This is a genomic window from Pseudomonas sp. MWU16-30317 (genome assembly GCF_020515695.1).
GTDB lineage: Bacteria > Pseudomonadota > Gammaproteobacteria > Pseudomonadales > Pseudomonadaceae > Aquipseudomonas.
In genome coordinates, this window is the sequence record NZ_JAIWJA010000001.1 from 515496 (window position 1) to 533999 (window position 18504).

At 58.4% G+C, this 18504-nt stretch carries 16 protein-coding genes; 1 reads left to right on the top strand and 15 read right to left on the bottom strand.

What is annotated here, in order from left to right:
* Window positions 1-327 precede the first annotated feature (327 nt).
* The 13 genes from LIX93_RS02380 to LIX93_RS02440 all read right to left on the bottom strand — a co-directional run bounded on the left by LIX93_RS02380 (window position 328) and on the right by LIX93_RS02440 (window position 15903).
* On the bottom strand, window positions 328-1452 hold the full coding sequence (locus LIX93_RS02380) for an acyltransferase (protein WP_346015209.1): 1125 nt from the start codon (window positions 1450-1452) through the stop codon (window positions 328-330).
* A gap of 34 nt (window positions 1453-1486) precedes the next feature.
* Window positions 1487-2443 (bottom strand): acyltransferase family protein, encoded by a 957-nt coding sequence (locus LIX93_RS02385; protein WP_226502405.1) that lies wholly within the window; start codon window positions 2441-2443, stop codon window positions 1487-1489.
* Window positions 2444-2597: 154 nt separating this feature from the next.
* Window positions 2598-3806: a glycosyltransferase family 4 protein gene (locus LIX93_RS02390; RefSeq protein WP_226502406.1), complete on the bottom strand. Its 1209-nt coding sequence runs from the start codon at window positions 3804-3806 to the stop codon at window positions 2598-2600.
* Between the two features lie 36 nt (window positions 3807-3842).
* The gene (locus LIX93_RS02395) at window positions 3843-4916 is read right to left on the bottom strand and encodes an acyltransferase (RefSeq protein ID WP_226502407.1); all 1074 of its coding nucleotides are present in this window, start codon (window positions 4914-4916) and stop codon (window positions 3843-3845) included.
* A gap of 24 nt (window positions 4917-4940) precedes the next feature.
* The gene (locus LIX93_RS02400; RefSeq protein ID WP_226502408.1) at window positions 4941-5717 is read right to left on the bottom strand and encodes a WecB/TagA/CpsF family glycosyltransferase; all 777 of its coding nucleotides are present in this window, start codon (window positions 5715-5717) and stop codon (window positions 4941-4943) included.
* A 148-nt stretch (window positions 5718-5865) separates the two neighbouring features.
* Complete coding sequence (locus tag LIX93_RS02405; protein WP_226502409.1) at window positions 5866-6399, bottom strand: polysaccharide biosynthesis/export family protein; 534 nt, start codon at window positions 6397-6399, stop codon at window positions 5866-5868.
* Window positions 6400-6418: 19 nt separating this feature from the next.
* On the bottom strand, window positions 6419-7576 hold the full coding sequence (locus LIX93_RS02410; RefSeq protein WP_226502410.1) for an outer membrane beta-barrel protein: 1158 nt from the start codon (window positions 7574-7576) through the stop codon (window positions 6419-6421).
* Window positions 7577-7662: 86 nt separating this feature from the next.
* A complete protein-coding gene (locus LIX93_RS02415) occupies window positions 7663-8895 on the bottom strand; it encodes an oligosaccharide flippase family protein (protein WP_226502411.1) in 1233 nt (410 codons plus the stop codon).
* A 12-nt stretch (window positions 8896-8907) separates the two neighbouring features.
* A complete protein-coding gene (locus LIX93_RS02420) occupies window positions 8908-10029 on the bottom strand; it encodes an acyltransferase (RefSeq protein WP_226502412.1) in 1122 nt (373 codons plus the stop codon).
* Window positions 10026-11153, bottom strand: a complete 1128-nt coding sequence (locus tag LIX93_RS02425) for a glycosyltransferase (protein ID WP_226502413.1) — start codon at window positions 11151-11153, stop codon at window positions 10026-10028. Before LIX93_RS02425 ends, LIX93_RS02420 begins: the two co-directional genes overlap by 4 nt.
* Window positions 11150-12442, bottom strand: coding sequence for a hypothetical protein (locus tag LIX93_RS02430; RefSeq protein WP_226502414.1), 1293 nt, complete (start codon window positions 12440-12442; stop codon window positions 11150-11152). Before LIX93_RS02430 ends, LIX93_RS02425 begins: the two co-directional genes overlap by 4 nt.
* Window positions 12443-12462: 20 nt before the next feature.
* The gene (locus LIX93_RS02435) at window positions 12463-14712 is read right to left on the bottom strand and encodes a polysaccharide biosynthesis tyrosine autokinase (RefSeq protein WP_226502415.1); all 2250 of its coding nucleotides are present in this window, start codon (window positions 14710-14712) and stop codon (window positions 12463-12465) included.
* Between the two features lie 159 nt (window positions 14713-14871).
* Window positions 14872-15903 carry a glycoside hydrolase family 5 protein gene (locus tag LIX93_RS02440; protein WP_226502416.1) on the bottom strand — a complete coding sequence of 344 codons (1032 nt, stop codon included), beginning with the start codon at window positions 15901-15903 and terminating at the stop codon, window positions 14872-14874.
* 676 nt (window positions 15904-16579) lie between these two features.
* On the opposite strand from LIX93_RS02440, the gene LIX93_RS02445 reads away from it, so the two are divergent.
* The gene (locus tag LIX93_RS02445; RefSeq protein ID WP_226502417.1) at window positions 16580-16849 is read left to right on the top strand and encodes a hypothetical protein; all 270 of its coding nucleotides are present in this window, start codon (window positions 16580-16582) and stop codon (window positions 16847-16849) included.
* A 71-nt stretch (window positions 16850-16920) separates the two neighbouring features.
* Here LIX93_RS02445 and LIX93_RS02450 read toward each other — a convergent pair whose 3' ends face one another.
* Window positions 16921-18051, bottom strand: a complete 1131-nt coding sequence (locus LIX93_RS02450; protein ID WP_226502418.1) for a mechanosensitive ion channel family protein — start codon at window positions 18049-18051, stop codon at window positions 16921-16923.
* Between the two features lie 206 nt (window positions 18052-18257).
* Entirely contained in the window at window positions 18258-18482 is a 225-nt protein-coding gene (locus LIX93_RS02455) for a DUF6555 family protein (protein ID WP_226502419.1), read from the bottom strand.
* Between the last annotated feature and the right edge of the window lie 22 nt (window positions 18483-18504).

An 18504-nucleotide genomic window follows, 5' to 3' on the forward strand; every position in this document is an offset into this window, starting at 1 on the left:
CACTTTCCCGCCATGCTGAAAAACAGCACGGTTTGAAAGGAAGTTATGAGGGGCGTTCAGCGCAGGGCTGCCGAACGGGTAAACGCCATGCTACCGCCACAAGCTGCTCGGGCAGCTTGGGGATATCATTTATATAAAACAGATAGGGCAATGCGTGTTGCGTATGGAATATCAGAAAGGGTAGAGAACCGCCTGATAATGGGCGTCAGATAAAAATGCGCAACGCTATCGTCTGTCGCGAGTTCGAATTTACACCAGCGGCATCGGCTTTGCCAGTCACCGGAACGAAATTATAGTGCCGTCAATCGGCCCTCTTTGCAGTCACTCTCAGGTCGCCTGCCGAGGGCGCAGTTTGGCTTTTTGGGCAAACATCAGCGTCGAGAGTAAGTGGTTGCTGCGACAGACATAGTAAAGGGCGATGGAAGTGCTGATCGCGATGACATAGGCAGCACAACCGACACTGACTTCCGAGTGCAACCAGCGCGGGAGTACCCGCAACATCGTGTATAGCACTGGCGCATGGAAAATCAGAATGAACAAACTGACTCGGCCGAAGTAACCGAAAAATCTTGATATGTACGCTGACTTCGAAAGAAAGAAGCACAGACACAACATCACGTAGATGCCGAACAGTGCTTCGATCGGTGTAAGCAACAGGTCGTCATAGAGTCGGCCATTCAAGTCCAGCTTGAGTGGGAACGCTTGACGCAGGAGGATCAGGCACATCAAGGCAGCTATCGCCTGCAACGGGCTCGGCTGCAAGTTTCTGATCCGCGTTGACAGGAAGTGTCCGGAAAAAAAGAAGAAACTGGTGATCAACAGCAAGTCGGCACTGAACGGCAGACCGCACTCGAACAGGTGCAGGGTGAAGTTGAGCTGCTTGATGCACAGGTCGTTCTGGTAAGGCGTGTCGAACAGGTGCACGAGATAGAAGCCGCCGGCGGCGCACAAGCCCAACAAGGTGATCTTGGCCAATGCCGTAGTCAGCCAGTTCTGGGCAACGATCAATACCGCCGCGCTGCAGCTATACACCAGCCATAAATGCGGCAGAAACCACAGAGGCGGCCACGCGAGGGTGAAGCCCGCACCAAAGCTCAGGCCGACCAGCAGGTTTTCCAGGCTGGCGGTACCCGCGAGTATCTTCGCCATGCCAACGAAAATGATCACCACCGCGCACGGTTTGAGCCACGCATCAGCGCGCTCCATGATGATCCGCCGCAGATTGCCATCGCCCAGTGATAGGGTGACCCCCGAAACGAAGAAGAAAAACGGCAAGCGGAAGGAGGTCAGGGTGCGGGCAAACAGGTCGAAGTTGTCAACGAACAGTGTGTTATGGCCCAGAACGATCAGCAAAATGCCAAGACCTTTGGCAATATCGATCATCGGTAGGCGAAGCTGAATGCGTCGGTTCACAAGAACTGCGGGCTCGGCTAAAACCGACGATTGAGACATTATTGATCGTTCCTGTTCGAGATTTTTCCAAGCGCTAGAGGATGACTTTAAGGCGCTTGTTTATTTTGATGAGGAAAAACGATGCAATCAGCGACAGCCCCAGAATGACAAACGTCAGGCGGGTGCCATCCATATCAAACAGGCGCAGACAAGCGAGCAAAAAGAATATATGCACAAAGTAGATGCCCGCGCTGTACAAAGACAAGTTTTTGCTGCCCCCCTGGATATTCATTTTCAATGTGCAGATGAATACCGCAGGGCACACCAGTATCAATGACGCCATGTTGTCGAAGCCAGTGTCATTTGCCAGATTGCGGAAGTTCAACCAAGACTCTGCAATCAGCGACACCAGCCCCACGCACGCAGCCGCCACTGCGACGGACAGCGTGATCTGGCGATGAAGCGAAAACTTGTTGATGAAGTAGCCAATGCAAAAGAAAGGGAACGCACTGAACAGGAAATTTCGATGGCTCCAGCTGTCGGTCAGAATCCTGTCAATGTTTTGATCATCCAACCACTGATAGCTGGCACTGTATTGCAGTAAGGTGCCGATACTGTAAGCAAGAATCACCAGCGTTGCCACCCAGGGCCATCGCCAATCGCGCATCAGCGTCATCATCAGTGCCGCGCCGATCACTCCGGCCACATACCACAGGTGGTAATACCCGAGAAAGATGATCAGCAGCATCCGCCCTAGCTCTTCGAATGACCAGGCGCTCGGTCGGAACCAGAAATAGGCGTAGAACATCATCCAGAACGCGTACAGCATCAAGACCCGTTTGAGCCAGCGTGCGTGCGTATCTCCGGCCAGCGCCTGGTAGAAATAGAAGCCGCTGGTAAGGAAGAAGATGGGCACCGCCATGCGGAAAACTCCGTTGACAGTCAGGTATTCGGCCAGCGAGTTGATATCTCGGAGAAAGTACGTATGGATGCCGACGACCATCATGGCCAGCACCACTTTCAAAATGTCCAAAGCAATGTTACGCGTCAAGTGACGACTCCTTGGAGCGATCAGGATGTACGACTTGTCCTCAAAGCGTGGCCGCAAGTGCTTGACTGCAAGCTCTTGGTTGTACAGCGCGCATGAAGTCATTGCCAGGATCGGCACAGCCGAGTCCCGGACTGGCAGTTTCGTTATTGTCGGGTCACCGGGCGGGGGAGGCCACGGGGTTTTTTTGGGGTTGCTTGAGGCTGTTCAGTGCACTGATGTAAGCAGGCTTGGCAAAGAAGCTTTGTAACTGCAAGGCTTGGGCAATCTTGCGCGCGGCCAACTGTGGATCGTCCTTGATCGAGCGCAGTTGCTCGGCGGCGTGGCTGACATCGGCATCGGCCCAGGTCAAGGCGCCCATGCCGGCAAATTCAGGATGCCCGGAGTCTACGGCGATAGGTGTGAAACGGACCGGGTAGCTGTTTTCGTCGTTGCAGAAGTCAGTGTTGCCGGACCAGTTGGTGGCCACCACCGGGGTGCCGACCAACATGGCTTCGGCCATGGTCAAGCCAAAACCTTCGGAGCGGTGCAGGGACAAACACACGTCGGACTCCTTGAGCAGGCCGACGATTTTTTCCTTGTCCCAGATCTCGCCGATCTGGGTGATGTTGGCGTGCTGCGCGATCATCGCCAAAAATGCCTTCGTGGTAGCCGAGTCATCGGCGCGGTTGGTCTTGAGCACCATATGCGCGTTCGGGGTGTCGGCGAACGCCTCCAGAAAGGCCGCGACCATCGCTTGCGGGTTCTTGCGCTCCTGCGCTGAGCCGAAACTGAAGACACTGGTTACCACGAATGCGTCTTCGGCGAGCCCCAGTGCCCGGCGCACGCCTTCCTGGGCTATGCCGGCGGTCACTGGGTGCGCCACGGTCAGCACTGGCTTGTCGGTGTATTGGCGGATCGCCGTGGAGGTGAACTCCGAGGGGCAGATGATCGCGTTGATATAACCCAGTGCATTGCGCCATTCCTGTGGAATCTGCTCCAGCTCCCAGGCCCACACGCCTACGTTGAAGACCCGGCGATAGCGGCTCAGGCCCAGGCGAAAGATCACCGGCGGCATCATGGGTGGATTAAGGTGCAGTACCCGGCAGCCGACCTCGTGTTCCTCGGCGGTATCAGCCAGATGCCATTCCAATTCCACCGGCTTGAGAAAGAACCGCTCGACACTGATGCAGCGGATCTTGTGGCCCTGCTGATGAAGTTGGAGCGCGCACTGCCGCGCGGATTCACCCAGCCCCGAGGCCGTGTGGAAAAAACCGACTATCTCGATGGCTTGCTTGTGGCCGGCGAAGATCGGCGCTCGGCTGCGAGGGATCATACGTTGCAGCACGGTGGCCCGCAGGCCTCTGTATAGGCGGCGAATAAACATCGAGCAACTCCAGTAAACAGTAAGCGGGAAGCCCGATCAGTCGGCGGGTTTCTTGGCAGTCAGCGACAGCGAGGCAAGGCCGAAGCGGGTCTTGATCAGGCCATCGCCCTGGCGCTTCATCCAGCGGCCACCGGGCGTCTCGATCAAGCGGAAGCACAGGTAGGCACACACCAGTATTGCTGCGGTGATGACTACGGCCAGCAAAGCAGGGTGCGGGGCAGGTCCCATGAACTTCTGGGCCACGTAGATGATCGGCAGGTTCAGGAGGTAGATCGAGAAACTCCACTCGCCACAGCGCTGCAACGCACGGTTTTCAAACAAGATGCGGTTGAGCAGGGTCGGGAACGAGAAAACAAAGATGAACAGCCCGGCGAACAGCGATGGCAGCAGGTCGTTGTACATCTCTTTCTTGGTGCCGACGTCGACATAGATGATGTTGCCGACCACCAGTCCGATCAGCGCCAGAGCGATGACCTGCAGCGCAGTGATATTGCGATGACTGAAGTTGACCGATGAAGCCTGGGTGCGGATCAGGCCAAAGACCACGCCGATGAAGAAGTAATGGATCATCGAGCCGACGAATGTACCCGGCAGGTTGGCCCGCAGGCCCATCACTACGGCGATCAGTAGCCCCATTAGCGCGATCATGCTGAAGTCTTTCTGGCTGATGGCGCGCCATGCCGCGAACCAGATACCGACGAACACCGCATAGAACTGCACTTCCGGCGGGATGCTCCAGAGCGCCGAGACGTTCCCCGAAAACAGGATATGACGGGCGAAGTTCCAGCCGAAGATGCTGTAGACGAAATCGGGGTCGATAAAGCGGCAGATCAGAAACGAAGCCATCACCACCGTCAGATAGGCAGGTGCGATGCGCGAAAAGCGAGCCACGGCGTACTTGAGCACGGTATCGGTGCTGAAGGGCTTTTCGCAGTACAGGTACGACATCAGGAAGCCGCTGAGGGTAAAGAACACCATCACGCCTACTTCACCAGGGTGCAGGCGGTGAATGCTGAAAAAACCGTTCTCGGTCAGGTGGGCGTAGACCACCAGAAGCGCTGCAAATCCTCGGATGCCGGTGAGGGCGTCGATCCGCTTGTTACTGTCCATAGGGGTCACCTGGTGAAGATGGTTTCAGGGGCGTGTCGCAGGAGCGCGTGGCGTGTCTTTGTTGCGGTTGCGCAGGATGTACAGCAGAAACAGCGGAATCCCGAGGATGTAACGCTTGAACAACCGCCGCGGTTCTCGGTACAGCCGATACGCCCATTCCAGCCCGAACTGGCGCGCCCATTGCGGCGCGCGCTCGACCCGGCCGGCAGCGAAGTCGACGATCGCACCGCCGCAGATGATCACCGCCGGGGTGCTGTTGAACGCGTGCTTTAGGCGCACGGCGACGGTTTCCTGCTTGGGCATACCCATCGCCAGCACCACCAAGGCCAGATGGCCTGGCCGGTAGTGCTGTTCGAAGAAACTCAGATAAGCGTCTTCGTCCTGAAAGCCGTTCAGCGTCAGTACCTCGCTGGTGCCCAGCAATGCCTGGGCGCCGGTGCCGAGCCACGGCTCCTGAGTGCCGAACACGAAGTACTGCAAGGGCAGGGCGGCATGGGCCTTCAGGTGGCTGACCACCTGGGGTATGAAGTCGGTGCCGTTGAGGTTCAGTCCTGGGTCCAGACCATTGAGTTTGCAGGCGAGCTTGATGCCGGCACCGTCGCGCAAGAGATAGTCCATCTCCATGAAGCAATGGCGGAACACGGGTTGTTGCTCGATAAGGTTGTACCCGTGCTGGTTCAGAAACCCGACGATCTGTGCGCATTCGGGGTTCTGCAAGCGGTGCAGCAACTGCTGGTACGCCTCTTCATCGCACAAATCCAGGCGGCTGAGAATGTCATCTCGGCAAGCGGTGGTCGTCATCGTTAATCCCGGCGATTTGGAGGGTATGTGCCCGGCGCGGTGTTTTTCGGCAAAGCGCTACCGCGTTACCGAAAAAATCAAGGTGCCCGGAGGGTCGAGGGCGCGCGGGCGCCCGGCAAAGGAAATCGTGAAGCGCTGGTACCCGGGGTTAGAAGAAGCCTTGATCCACGGTGATGGTGTCACCCGCGCTGACCGGAGTGTTGAGGGTGGCTTTTTCCGCGGTCCGGGCATTGTCCGAGCCATGGATGATGGTGATGCGCTTGCTCGAACCACGTTCGGTCAGGCCGCCGGCGAGGGCGATGGCGCCGTCGACCGTCAATCCTGGCTTGAAGGCATAGCCATTGGGCGACTTCACTTCACCGCCGATGAAAAATGGTCGATAGCTGGCAACGCTCACCGACACCCTTGGCGACACCAGATACCCTTGGCTCAGGCGCGCGGTCACGTCCTTTTCCACTTCGCTGGTGGTCTTGCCGCCGGCTTTCACTTCACCGATGAAGGGATAGGTGAAGGTCCCGCTGTCGTTGAGTTCGAGTTTGTCGATGCTCAAATCCTTCTCGCCGTAGACGCTGATGTTGATCACGTCTCCGGAACTCAGGCGGTAAGGCGCCGAGTCCGCGTGGGCGACCAGAGGCGAGGAGAGCAGCAGGATGAGGCTGGTGAAGGCGGCGCGAATATTCATGATGATAGTCCTGAAGTCGTCAAAGGCTGAGTTCTACGCTGAGCAGATAGATATTGCGGGTGAAACCTTCCAGCTCGGCGGTGGAGTCGTTCTTGATACGCAGATACCCGAGGCTGACGTCGACCCAGCGACGTGGGCCATAGGTGATCTTGCTACCAAAGATGTTCTGCTTGTCCTGACGGTCGACCCCCTCGTACTCGAGCTCGGCGTGGGTGTAGTCGAACGTGGTCTTGATCCGTTGGCTCCAGTGGTGCTCCCAGCCGAGTTTGCTAGTGACCACATGGATCGCGCTGGCGCCGTCGTCACCTTCGTCATAGGACTTATGGGTGTTCAAACTGAAGGTCGAGTAGGTGCGTGGCTTGTAATCGATGCCCACTTCCCAGGTCGGGCTTCGGTCGTTGCGATCGCTGTCGTTGAAATCCTTTTGTTCTTCGCCGATGCGCACCTTGCCGGTGGTCTTGGCGGTGGCATCCCACTCCAGACCAACCAGTGCAGCGGTCCCTACGCTGGTGCGCGGGTTACCGCTTTGCAAGTAGTCGAAATCGGTGTAGCGAACCTCGCCCAGCGCGCGGGTCTTGCCGCTGAGGCGGTGGTACCAGGTGCCGATGAACGCGGTGGTGTTGCGCTCCATGTCATCGTTGATGCCGTCGGCATTCTGGAATCGACGCTGCTCGTAATCCAGACCGAGGTCGATCTGGTTCTTCGCCGTCGCGGCGCCAAAGGTGTAACCGATGCCGGCATTCTTGACGGTGTAGCGGTCGTTCTCGGTACGCACCGTGGTGTCTGTGGTCTGTTCAAGCTGCTTGTAGCCCAGGTCATAGCGCAGGCGGTTACGCGAGTCGAACTCCAGCACGCTGCGAAAGGTGAGCTGGTGATCGGTGTGGTTAGCGCTGGAGTCGTCCCAGTAGGTCTGGTTGTTGCCGATGTACTGCAGCTGATAGCCGGTGTTGCGGGTCTCGGCCTGGAGCAGGAATATCGGCGCCACCGAGGAAATCCACGACGCTTGTTTGTGATCGGGCAGGGTGCGGAAGTTGTCGTCGTAGGACTGGGTCAGGTTGAGCTGCGGGGTGAAATCGAATCCGCCGATATCAATGCTTGCCGGCTTGGCCAGCTCGGCTTGGGCGTTGATCGAGAACGTACTGACGAGCGTGGCGGCCAAGGCGGTTCTTTTGATCATTTGTGCAATCCTTTGGGAGGTACAGCAACACAAGGCTATGAAATGACGTCTTGTTGTTGTCGGTGATATCAATGCAAAGCCCGTTGTCAGGCCAACAATCCATTGGCGATGCGCTGGCGCCACAGGTACACGGCCAAGGCTGTGATCAACATGGCGAAAGCAACGCCCGGCAAGCCGAACAAGGGCGCGGTGATCAGGGTGAACAGCGCCGAAAGGCCCATGGAGGCAAGCGAGATCACGGCGATCTCCCGGTCCTTGTGGTAGCCATACAAAATGTTGCTGGTGCCTTCCGAGACGGTTCGCAACAGGATTGCCGCCAACATGATGAACAGCACGCTCTTGTGCGCTTCGAACTTGTCATTGCCCAGATGCGCCAGCAACGGCGGCATCAGACACACCAGCACCACCGACATGCCCAGGCACCACATCCAGATCTCGCGCTGCATCGCGCGGCAAGATGAGTCGATCGAGGCCTTGTCGCCGCCTTGGATCACCGCAATGATCCGCGGCCCGAGTTGGCTGGTGACGCCAAAGAAGATGACGTTGTTGATCGCATTGGTCAGCGACCAGAAAAACGTATAAACCCCGGTGGCTTCGAGCCCGAGAAAGCTGGTGACCAGAAAGCGGTCCAGGTACAGCGAGCCCGAACTGCCGATATCCGAGATGTAGAAGTTGCGGCCCTTGCGGATCATTTCCCAGGCTTGCTCGCGATCGAATCGCGCCAGCTTCCAGGCCCGAGTGACCACGGCTGCGGCCAGGCAGATCAGCACCACCACCAACAGACTCGCCAGCCAGAATTCGACGATCACCGTGACGCTGCGGTACTGCGGCATGTACCAGGCCATGCCGATGAACAGCAGCGGCCAGGCACCCGAGCGAATGAATACCAGCACGGCGGCGAACTTGGACTTGAAGCGCGCCACCAGAGCGGCATTGATGTCGGTGGCCAGATGTTCCAGAAACAGCGTGATGGCCACCAGCAGCAACAGCAGGTGGTCTGCGGCCGGGATCAGCAGGCTGATGATGAAAACCGCCAGCGGCGTGAGCACCGCGTGCAGGATCAGGGTGATGCTGACTCGGGTCGACAGCAGCACCATGGCTTGCGGGCGGCTGACGTTGACCAGGCTGCGGCTGCACGGGCCATTGAGCCCCAGGCCGTAGAGCGCTGGGATCAGGGTTGCGCCGACGGCGATCAGGCCGTAGAGGCCGAGGTCCGAGAGGGTCATTTCCTTGGCGATGAACAGGGTCAGGACGAACTTGGACAGCAAGCCGGTACCGCGCAAGCCTAGCAGGAACAGACGTTCGATGATTCGATGCATACCAGCTCCGGCTCAGCGTCGGTAACGACTGAGGTAATTGGCGACGGGTTGTTCATAGGCGCGAAAGACCATGAGCCCGACGGTGATCGACAGCAGCTCGCACGCCAGGCAGAACAACAATTGGGTCAACAGGTCGGTGGCCGTGGTCAGGTGCTGGAACACCAGGCGGCACAGCGGCAGGCTGAACACGTGGGTCAGGTACAGGCTGTAGGAGGCATCACCGATAGCCTGCAGCCATCTGGAGCGCAGCGCGGGGCGTTGCAGCTCCAGGGCGCACAGGCAGTAGACGATCCAGGCTGCCGGCAAGCCGAACGCGAACAGCCGATCTTCGACGGTGAAGCGCAAATTGAGGATCACGATCGCGCCGATTCCGGCCGCCAGCATCGCCGCAGCGATCGTGGGCCTTGGATACCAGCCACGCTTGACCATCACCGCCACCAGTACGCCGAAGTAGAACTCGAACACCATGGGGTGACCAAACACCGCCAACGCAGGGGAGTGGCTGTTGAAGGTGGCATTGGCCCACACCAGTACGCCGAACACGGCGGGCAACAGCAGCAGGCGAGCGGTGGGCTTGACGAACATCATCAGGCCGAAAAGGACATAGAAGAAGGCTTCGTAATTCAGGGTCCAACCGGGCACCAGTAGCGGCGTCAACAGCATTCCTTCTTCGCCAGGGCCGGTATACGCCGGGTTTGGCGCCGGCCAGAACAGCAGCGACGAGATCAAGTGATGGCCTTCGAGCACCGTGTGCTTGAGCACGTTAGGCGCGATCAGCGCCACCGCTGCGGCAAACAGGGTCAGGGTCCAGTACAGCGGAATGACACGGATGATGCGTTTACGCATGAAAGTGAGTGGGGTCATCTTGCTGTTGACGGTGGTGATCCACATCAAAAAACCGCTGAGCACGAAAAATAGATCCACGCCTGGTTCGCCGATTCTGGGCAGCGGCGTGGCGATGCCCATGGTATCCAGCTGCACCAGTGCATGGAAATACACCACCATCAGCGCCGCGATGCCCCGCAGGTATTGCAAGTAGTAGAAATTGTGGATGGTCTTGGTCACCGCTGGCGCCGGGACGGCGGCAGGCTGCAGGGCGGCGGTCAATGCGCTGTCTGGGGTCATGTTGCTCATATCACTCCCTCACTGGTGCCGTCGATGTCCGATTCGAGCGTGCTGTGGTAAACCGCCATGATGTCCTTGGCCACGGCCGGCCAGGAAAACTGTTCGGCGTACGTCTGAGCTCTGAGTGCGGCTGTTTCCGACCAGCCTTGGGTGAGCAACAGATAGGCCTGTTCGAATGCCTGGGGGTCGTGAGCGAACAAGCGGCCACAGCCGGCGCCGCTGACGAAGTCGATGAACGACGGCGGCTGATCGGCCAGAAACGGCAGCAGGCCGTAGGACATCATTTCCACCACGCCTAGGCCGAAGCCTTCATATTCCGAGGCGCTCACGGTGTAGCGCGCCGTAGTCAGATGCTGGCGGATCTGCTCGTCGCTCTGATCGAGCACCAGTGTCACCCGGTCGCCACAGCCGAGGCGGTCGATAAGTGCGCTCAGCGCGTCGGCATCACCGGTCTTGCTACGCCCGATGATCTTAAGCATCCCCATGGGGCAATTCAGCGCGGCATAGGCTTCGATCAGCCACGGCAGGCGCTTGTTGGAGCTGAAGCGGCCCAGGTAGACCATGTCGTGGGTGCGGCTGGTGGCCTGGACCGGGCCGAACTTGCGCAGGCGCGTACCGTTCTTGATGAGTTGGGTGCGCGGGGCGATCTGCTGGAACAAGGCATGATCGTTATCGCTGCAACTGAGAATGGCGTCGGCGCCCGACAGGGTGAAGCGCGTGATGGTCTGAAAGAACAGCTGCTTGATGCGCTGGTTCTTGTTGGTATGGAAAAACCCGCCGTGGGTAGACACCACCAGCTTGCTGCCGAAACGCCCGAGGCGCTTCATCAGCGACAGATAGTCGACAATGAAATCGATCGCATGCACATGGACGATATCGGCGCCATCCAGTGCCTTGAGGTCGAGGCTGCACACGGGATAACGCTGCGAACCTTTCCAGGCGAAACGGCGGACCTGAATCCCTTTGCAGACCTCCAGGGCCGGCAGCGTTTCGTCGGTCTGAAAATCGCTGTTGAGGGTGAAGACCTGAACATTGTGGCCGGCGCTCAGCTGCTCGTACGCAAGGTTCTCCACGTAGTCCTCCAGGCCGCCAACGCTGGGATGAAATTGGCGGACCACATGGATGATATTCATGCTTTGCTCCTTGCGGGTTGTTGCGGTTGAGTGACCGCCGAGTGCTCTTCGGCAAAGCGCTCGGGGCTGGAGATGAACCCCACCAGCAACCACAACAGGGCTGCGACCTTGATGGAGAAGATGGCTGTGCCGCCAATCAGCAGGTTGACGAAGATGTAGATCGTCAGGCCATAGGCACAGCGCATCTGCGCCGGTGTGCGCTGCGGGATCACGAACGACACCATCAACCAGAACAGAATGAAACCGATAAAGCTGCTGGAATAGATCACGTAGGGATAGCCAGCATCCATGAGGCTGGCGAGCTGGTTGATCTGCATCCCCAGATACTCAGGGAAGCCCATGTTGGAAATGATGCGCCCGGTATGGGAAACCCGACCGGCGAAGTCGTCGTTGATATAGTGCGGGTACATATTGTAGATGGTCACGCCGGCGACAATGATCAGCGGCGCAACCAGTACGTTGAGGTAGCGCGGCAGCCGCGGGTAGACGAAATAACCAACGATCGACAACACGAACAGGATCGAGGTGGTACGGGTGTTATTGGACAGGATGATCAAAGCTGCCAATGCGACGTGCACCACGCGCTCGCGAAAGCTCAGGCGTGGCCAGCAGGCGAGCAGAAACACGCACAGCACGGCGGCGAAGTTGGCCAGCGACACCTGCTCCAGAAACAGCGAGGAGGTGCGTGGGCCGGCAAAGATGCCGAACGAAAAGCGCCCTGCGAAGCCCAGCGCGTTACGGAAGATACCAGTGTCATCAAGTTCGAATTCAGGCATGCCACGGGTATTGAGGAAATACACCGCGGGCTTGAAGATCTGTGCGTAGGTGAGCAGCGAGGTCATCTCGATCAGCATGACCCCGAGCACCAGCACGCTGACCACCAGGAAGGTCTTGCGCAAGGTGGCGAACTGGATATTGCGCCCCAGACACAGGAACAACGTGATGATCAGCGCGTTGCGAAACGCATCCACGAACAGCACGCCGTTCATCAGGCTAATGGCCATGGCGATCGCCAGCGACGCCACGCAGTACCAGAGGATATTGGCGCAATCGTGCTTGATGCCGTCCTTCACCAGTTTCACCAAGCACACGCTCAGGATCATGATTTCGGTGACGGCGACCAGTGCGAAGTTGACCGAAAACACATGGGCGTTGATGAACGCCAGTAGCGCGTTGTAGGTCACGGCGAGCAGCGTCAGCCCGAGCACCCAGCGATCCACAGGAGCATGGGCTTGTACCAGCTGCACGGGGACCGGACGGTCGTGGAATCGCAAGGTGGAATCGTTCATATACGTACTACCCCAGTGATTCAGATCGTCTTGGCCGTGCTTTTGTCAGGGTTGGGCAGAGCGCTGTAGTCGTAGTAGTCGTAGAAACCGTCGAAGCGACCGCCGTTCTGCAGGGACTTCTTGATGTCGACCTGGTTGAGTACCACACCCCGCAGCGGTGCATTCTCTTGGGCCAGACGATCAAGACCTTTTTCCGCCAGGCGCGCGGACGTGGAAGCGGCCTTGATCACATAGATGACCGAGTCGGCGAAGTACGACAGAACCAGTGCGTCGCTGACCGCATGTGTCGGCGGAGAGTCGATGATGATGGTGTCGTAGCGATCTTTGAGCATCTTCAGGGTATTGAGGAAGGCGCGGGAAGACAGCATCTCCAGCGGGTTATGCACTTGCTTGCCAGCGCTTAGGAAGTCGAAACCGTCCTTGCTCTGGATGCACGCTTCAAGGGACGCTTCGCCATTGACCAGGTCCGTCAGGCCAACGCCGTTGACTGGCGAGCCGAGCATCGCGGCCAAGCTTCGGCGGCGCAGGTCGATGTCGACGAGCAGGGTCTTTTTCAGCTGGCCCATGGCGCCGGCGAAGTTGATCGAGAACGTCGATTTGCCTTCACGTGGTACCGACGAGGTGATCAGAATCACCTGCTCCGGCTTCTCGATGGTATTGAGAATGACACCGGTACGGATGGTGCGGATCGATTCGCTGAAACGTTGCTCGGCGACGTCGCCGAACAGAATGCCAGGGTGGCGTTTCTTGTTCAGCTTGGTTTTAGGCACGATGCCTAGCACGGGTACGTTGAGCCGGCTTTCGACTTGCTCGATGGTCTTGAAGGTCTTGTTCAGCGCTTCAAGGATCAAAGCCAGGGCACTGCCCAGAATCAAGGTCAAGATGGCTGCCAGCGCTACGATCAACGGTTTGTTCGGACGCACCGGTACCATCGGGGTGATCGCCGGATCGACGATACGAATGCTGGCGCTGCCTAGATCGGACGTCGCGGTGGTTTCGCGCAGGCGAGTGGCAAAGGTTTCGTACAGCGCACGGTCGCCATCGACTTCACGTTGCAGTTCGCGCAGCTTGAACTCCTTGCGGGAGATATCTTGGATCTGCGACTTGTTGGAATTGAACGACGACACCAGCGACCCCTCGTTGGCCTGGGCCAGCTGGTAGTTGCGCTGGATGCTGGCGACCACTTGCTCTACCTGCGCCTTGAGGCTGCTGGTGGCGGCAGCTACATCAGAGTTCGCTGCTTCCATGGCGGGGTGACGCGGCCCGTAGCGGCGTGACAGTTCGTCGGCCTTGCCTTGAGCTTCGGCCTGCTGTGCGCGGAATTTCTGCACCAGCGGGTCAGCCAGCACAGCCGGGAGGCTGACCAGCTTCTCCCAGCCACCGCCCTGGTTGCTCTGCACCTGACGATACTGGCTTTCGGCTTCAGCGCGTTGACGGCGAGCTTCGATCATTTTCTCGCCGGTCACCGACAACTGCGCGGCGCTGACGGTACTGACGCCTTGAACGTCGACCAGGTTTTCTGCATCGCGGTATTGCTGCAGGCGTTCCTCGGAATCCTTGAGCTTGGCACCCAGTTCGCCCAGGCGGCTGTTCATCCAGGCGCTAGCGGTGCCTGAGGCGCCGATGGCGGCTTGCAGCTGGCTTTCCATATAGGCGTGGGCGAGGGCGTTGGCGGCCTTGGCGGCCATCACTGGATCAGTCATGTCGACTTGAATCTGCACCAGCTGGCTTTTGCCGAGCTGAGCGATATTGACCCTGCTCTGAAATTGACGGGTCACATTATTTGCGAGCTGTTCCGGGGTGGGGGCTGGCTCGTTGGCTTTCAGCCAGGAGCCGCCCACGCCGTGGGCCAACAGCCAATCCTTGAGGTGCTGCTTCACCGAGGGATGTTTGCTTTGATCGAATTCAGGGTATTGAGCCAAGCCCAATTCCTGTACGACCTGGTCGGCGGTGGTGCGCGACTTCATCAGCTCGAACTGGCTTTCCAGGTACTGATTCGCCGCGTTGGAGTCACTGGCGGTATTAGGGTCGAAGGACACCACCTTGGCGTTCTTCTCGCTCACCATCAAGGTGGTGGTGGCCTGGAACACCGGCGCCATTTGCAGCGCGACGAAGGCCGTGGCAGCCGCAACTATGACCGTACAACCAATAATCGGGAATTTCCTGCGCCAGATGGTCGAGGCCAGTTGCATCAGGTCAAGGTGCTTCGGCGCGTTATCGGGGTGATGTGCATTCACATTGGGTGACATCACGCGAACATTAGTTTGCATAGATTGGGCTCTCATCAATAGGACAGCTACCCGCGCACGGCGGCGGGTACCGACAGGGGCAGGACAGGACGGCGCGAAGGGGACGCGGCTTTATTCGATCAGGTCAGGGAATAGCGAAGGGGTAGGGCGGCAGCGCGACGGCGCTGCATCATTACAATGTCAGGGGCAGCTATTGGTTTCTTTGACATGGGGGCCGACAACGGCCCATTGCGGTTTGTCTTTGCCGCCGTCCGGCTCGATCGACAGCGGGTAGCCTCCCCATAGCTCGCCGGCGGCCCAGTACGACAATGGCACGCACTTGGTGTGCAGGTAGGTCAGTAGTCGATCCATGGCTTTGAGGTACCCAGCGTCAGGCGGAACACCGAACTCGCCGAGCTGGCCTCGGCGATTATTGCGCACCAGCCATTCGACGAAGGGCTTGACGCGGTTCACGGCCAGGTCCGTATCGAAACTGGCCGGTATGGCGGTCTGGTAGGTGCCACTGGCGTCGACATCGGCATACATGTGCGCCGAGAACACCAGATTGTTGGCCGGGTCCTTGAGCAGCAACAGGTCGCCATTGAGGGTCGGCCAGTTCAGTGCGTTGGACCACGACTTGCCTTCAACATAAATAGCCTTCACCGGGTCGGCCGCGCGCACACCATTGATACCGGCCTGGGCGACGGAGGGCCAATAGGCATCGGCGGCACCGTAGGGTTCGTTCATCAGGTCGTAACCGACCAAGCCTGGGTGATCTTTCCAGCGATGCGCCACTCGACGCATGAAACTCTCGTAATACGTCAGCGGCACGTCGCTGGTACCAATGACCTTCTGGTAGTAGCGCCCGTAATTGTGGATGTCGAGAATAACGCCCATGTTGCGCTTCGCTGCTTGGGTCAGGAACTTGTCGATACCCTGGGCATATGCGGTGTCGAGCTCTTTCTCAGGCGTTGGCTGCAGGCGCTCCCACAGCACTGACAGGCGGATGATGCGAATGCCTCTGCTCTGCCAGCGATCCAGGTAGGTGCTGGAAGGGAAGGCATAGTCGTAACCGTTGCGCCCCGGCAGCACCCTGTCATTGAAACCCGGACCCGCGACATTCATATGCACCAGCGGCAAGCGATTGCCGTAGGGCACAAGTGTGTCGGCATGGGTCTCGACGCACGCCATCAGACAAAAGCCGACGAACAACGCACCTATCAACTTTTTCATCATGGCGTCCTGTGCTGATGTGGTGTGAACTTAACGCCCATGCAGTCTGCCGCAGATGGCAGGCAGTGACGCACGAACCAGACCGTATAAAAGAGGTTAGCGAAGCACCAGCAGAGAGCGGGGCACACAAGATGAGCGGTACGCGACGTATAAAAACGATTAACCACGCTACCGCCACAAGGTTCGTATGAACCTTGTCGTGAAAATCTTCTAGGGGATCAACAATGACGGCGAAAGCGTCATGTAACTGTCACTTTCAAGAAAGCAATTTGCGGGCCGCAGATTGGTCTCAGGGCGCCAATTTACACGAGTTGTATAGGATCTGCCAATAACTCATAGAAATATAAGGGACAATTAGAGCTCGATCTTGACGATTCTGACGGCCGGCATTATGAAGAAACCGTCAATAAAATGCCTTTTTAGTAGTGTCAAATTGCCATGCACCGAGTTGATACATTAGCCCTGGATTGGCGCACCGATTCGGGTCGCGTAGCGGATGGCAAAATGTCGCACCACGCTCGTCGAAATACCTTGCAACATGTTCGAATCCGAAAATCAAATCAGTTATCATACAACTGCCGCAAAGGCTGATGGCCTTTTCATGGCATTTCTTGCAATCGGTACCTGTGACAATGGCCGTTTGCCACCGTTCAATTTATTGAGGACTAATTTCGCCATGGGGCGCATCGTTCTGTTTTACCTGTTCCAATTCGCCAGACGCGTACTGCAAGGCTTCACCGCCCAGCCACGCGACGAGTCCTATAACCGCTATGAGGACAGCGAGGGGCGTTTGTCGAAAACCGCCATCGCCATGATCACGGGCCTGGGGCTCTACATTGCCATCGGTCTGGGTTACTACGTGAAAGTGCACTGCTGGGACGAATTGACCGACGCACAGAAAGGCGTGGTCGTACAGGCAATGATCGCCAACGATCAAGCGTTGTAAGGTTCAAGCCGCAAGACGATTCACCCGCTACACCCCGTCCAGCGCGTTCGCGCGGACTCCCACAAAAATAATCACACCGGTGGCTGACGTTCGATCTCATGAGTCATATCAGGCTCTTGCGGGTTCGGCCGCGCCGTTTTTGTCGACATTTCGGCACGAAGCTGCGGCAGGCACTCGGGATATTGATGATTGATGAAGGCGATCAGACGCTCGCGCACGTGACAGCGCGCATCGAAGTTCCTGGAGGAGTCCAGCGAGCTGAGGAGGATGCGTATCTGCATGGTTTTCTCGCTGGTGTCGGTGACCTGCAGTACGAAAACGCGCCCGTCCCATAGATGAGGTATCTCGTCACAGGCGCGCTTGGCTTCTTCACGCAGGGCTTCGAGCGGCATGGAATAGTCGACCCACAGAAATACCGAGCCAATGATATTGGCGCTGGCGCGCGTCCAGTTCTGGAACGGCTTTTCGATAAAGTAGGTGAGGGGCACCACCAGGCGCCTTTCGTCCCAGATCTTGACCACCACGTAGCTGCCGGTGATTTCTTCGATGCGCCCCCATTCGCCTTCGACGATGACTACGTCATCGAGGCGGATGGGTTGGCTGATGGCGATCTGCAGCCCGGCGATCAGGTTGCCCAGCACCGGCTTGGCGGCGAAACCGGCGGCCAGCCCGGCCAGGCCTGCGGAGGCCAGCAGGCTGGTGCCGATCTGCTGCACGGCCGGGAAGCTCATGAGGATCAGGCCACTGCCGAACAGGATGACCAGCACGTTCAGGCAGCGCACCAGCACCCGCACCTGGGTCTGAATGCGCCGGGCGTTGAGGTTGTCCTCGACCTCCAGGGGGTTGCGCAGGGCGATGGTGTGGGCGACCGCACGTACGAAGCGCAGCGCCAGCCAGATCACTGCGGCAGTGACCAGCAAGCCGTTGACGTGACGCACGCTCTTGATCAGCAGCAGATCGTCGTCGGCGGACGTCCACACCGATTGCAGTGCCAGCAGCGGCATCAGCCACAGAGAAGGTTGCTCGGCGTTGTGCAGCAATTGCTGGGCGAGCAGGAACGGTTTGGAAAGGCGGCGCAGCACGACCAGGCCGACCCAGCGGATGAGGAGGATGACGATAACGGCAACGAGTGCGGCGGCGAGGGTCGCCAGCCAGGGCATGGGGAGTTTGTCGAGCCAGCGTTCGGGCAGCAAGTGATCCATGCGGGTACAGCTCCGGTGAAAGGGTTCAGTAAGAACCGACCCTGCGTTGGAGCTGGGGTTCCCGAGGGAGCTGTCTATCTCGGGGGATGCAGGCAAATATGGGAGCTGGCACTGGCCGCGAAAGGGCGCTGGCCCGGTCAGGTATCAGGCCGAGGCTATTTCACGGGCAGAGCCCGCTCCCACAGAGTACCGCGTTTGATCGAGAGTCAGGCCTGGCGCCAGTGCACCTCTTCGATACCGAACTTCTCGGCGATCGGCTTGCTGGTCTTCTTGACCTGGTCGCGGCCGAATTTGCCTATTCGGCCCACGCCTGCGTCACAACTCGCCCAATGCCAGGCTTCGGCGTTGTCCATGTTTGCGGCGCGGATCACGAATGATTTCGGCGCCCCGTGGAGGGTGTAGTCGATGACGAAGAGTTTTGCGCTGTTCATGGTGCTGTGAATCCTCCTTGTG

Bases quoted from the DNA above. Each gene is read 5' to 3' on its own strand.
- LIX93_RS02395 (WP_226502407.1), bottom strand. From the start codon at position 4,916: ATGGACAGTAACAAGCGGATCGACGCCCTCACCGGCATCCGAGGATTT.
- LIX93_RS02435 (WP_226502415.1), bottom strand. From the start codon at position 14,712: ATGCAAACTAATGTTCGCGTGATGTCACCCAATGTGAATGCACATCAC.
- LIX93_RS02440 (WP_226502416.1), bottom strand. From the start codon at position 15,903: ATGAAAAAGTTGATAGGTGCGTTGTTCGTCGGCTTTTGTCTGATGGCG.
- LIX93_RS02420 (WP_226502412.1), bottom strand. From the start codon at position 10,029: ATGAGCAACATGACCCCAGACAGCGCATTGACCGCCGCCCTGCAGCCT.
- LIX93_RS02390 (WP_226502406.1), bottom strand. From the start codon at position 3,806: ATGTTTATTCGCCGCCTATACAGAGGCCTGCGGGCCACCGTGCTGCAA.
- LIX93_RS02455 (WP_226502419.1), bottom strand. From the start codon at position 18,482: ATGAACAGCGCAAAACTCTTCGTCATCGACTACACCCTCCACGGGGCG.
- LIX93_RS02425 (WP_226502413.1), bottom strand. From the start codon at position 11,153: ATGAATATCATCCATGTGGTCCGCCAATTTCATCCCAGCGTTGGCGGC.
- LIX93_RS02430 (WP_226502414.1), bottom strand. From the start codon at position 12,442: ATGAACGATTCCACCTTGCGATTCCACGACCGTCCGGTCCCCGTGCAG.
- LIX93_RS02450 (WP_226502418.1), bottom strand. From the start codon at position 18,051: ATGGATCACTTGCTGCCCGAACGCTGGCTCGACAAACTCCCCATGCCC.
- LIX93_RS02400 (WP_226502408.1), bottom strand. From the start codon at position 5,717: ATGACGACCACCGCTTGCCGAGATGACATTCTCAGCCGCCTGGATTTG.
- LIX93_RS02415 (WP_226502411.1), bottom strand. From the start codon at position 8,895: ATGCATCGAATCATCGAACGTCTGTTCCTGCTAGGCTTGCGCGGTACC.
- LIX93_RS02405 (WP_226502409.1), bottom strand. From the start codon at position 6,399: ATGAATATTCGCGCCGCCTTCACCAGCCTCATCCTGCTGCTCTCCTCG.
- LIX93_RS02380 (WP_346015209.1), bottom strand. From the start codon at position 1,452: ATGTCTCAATCGTCGGTTTTAGCCGAGCCCGCAGTTCTTGTGAACCGA.
- LIX93_RS02410 (WP_226502410.1), bottom strand. From the start codon at position 7,576: ATGATCAAAAGAACCGCCTTGGCCGCCACGCTCGTCAGTACGTTCTCG.
- LIX93_RS02445 (WP_226502417.1), top strand. From the start codon at position 16,580: ATGGGGCGCATCGTTCTGTTTTACCTGTTCCAATTCGCCAGACGCGTA.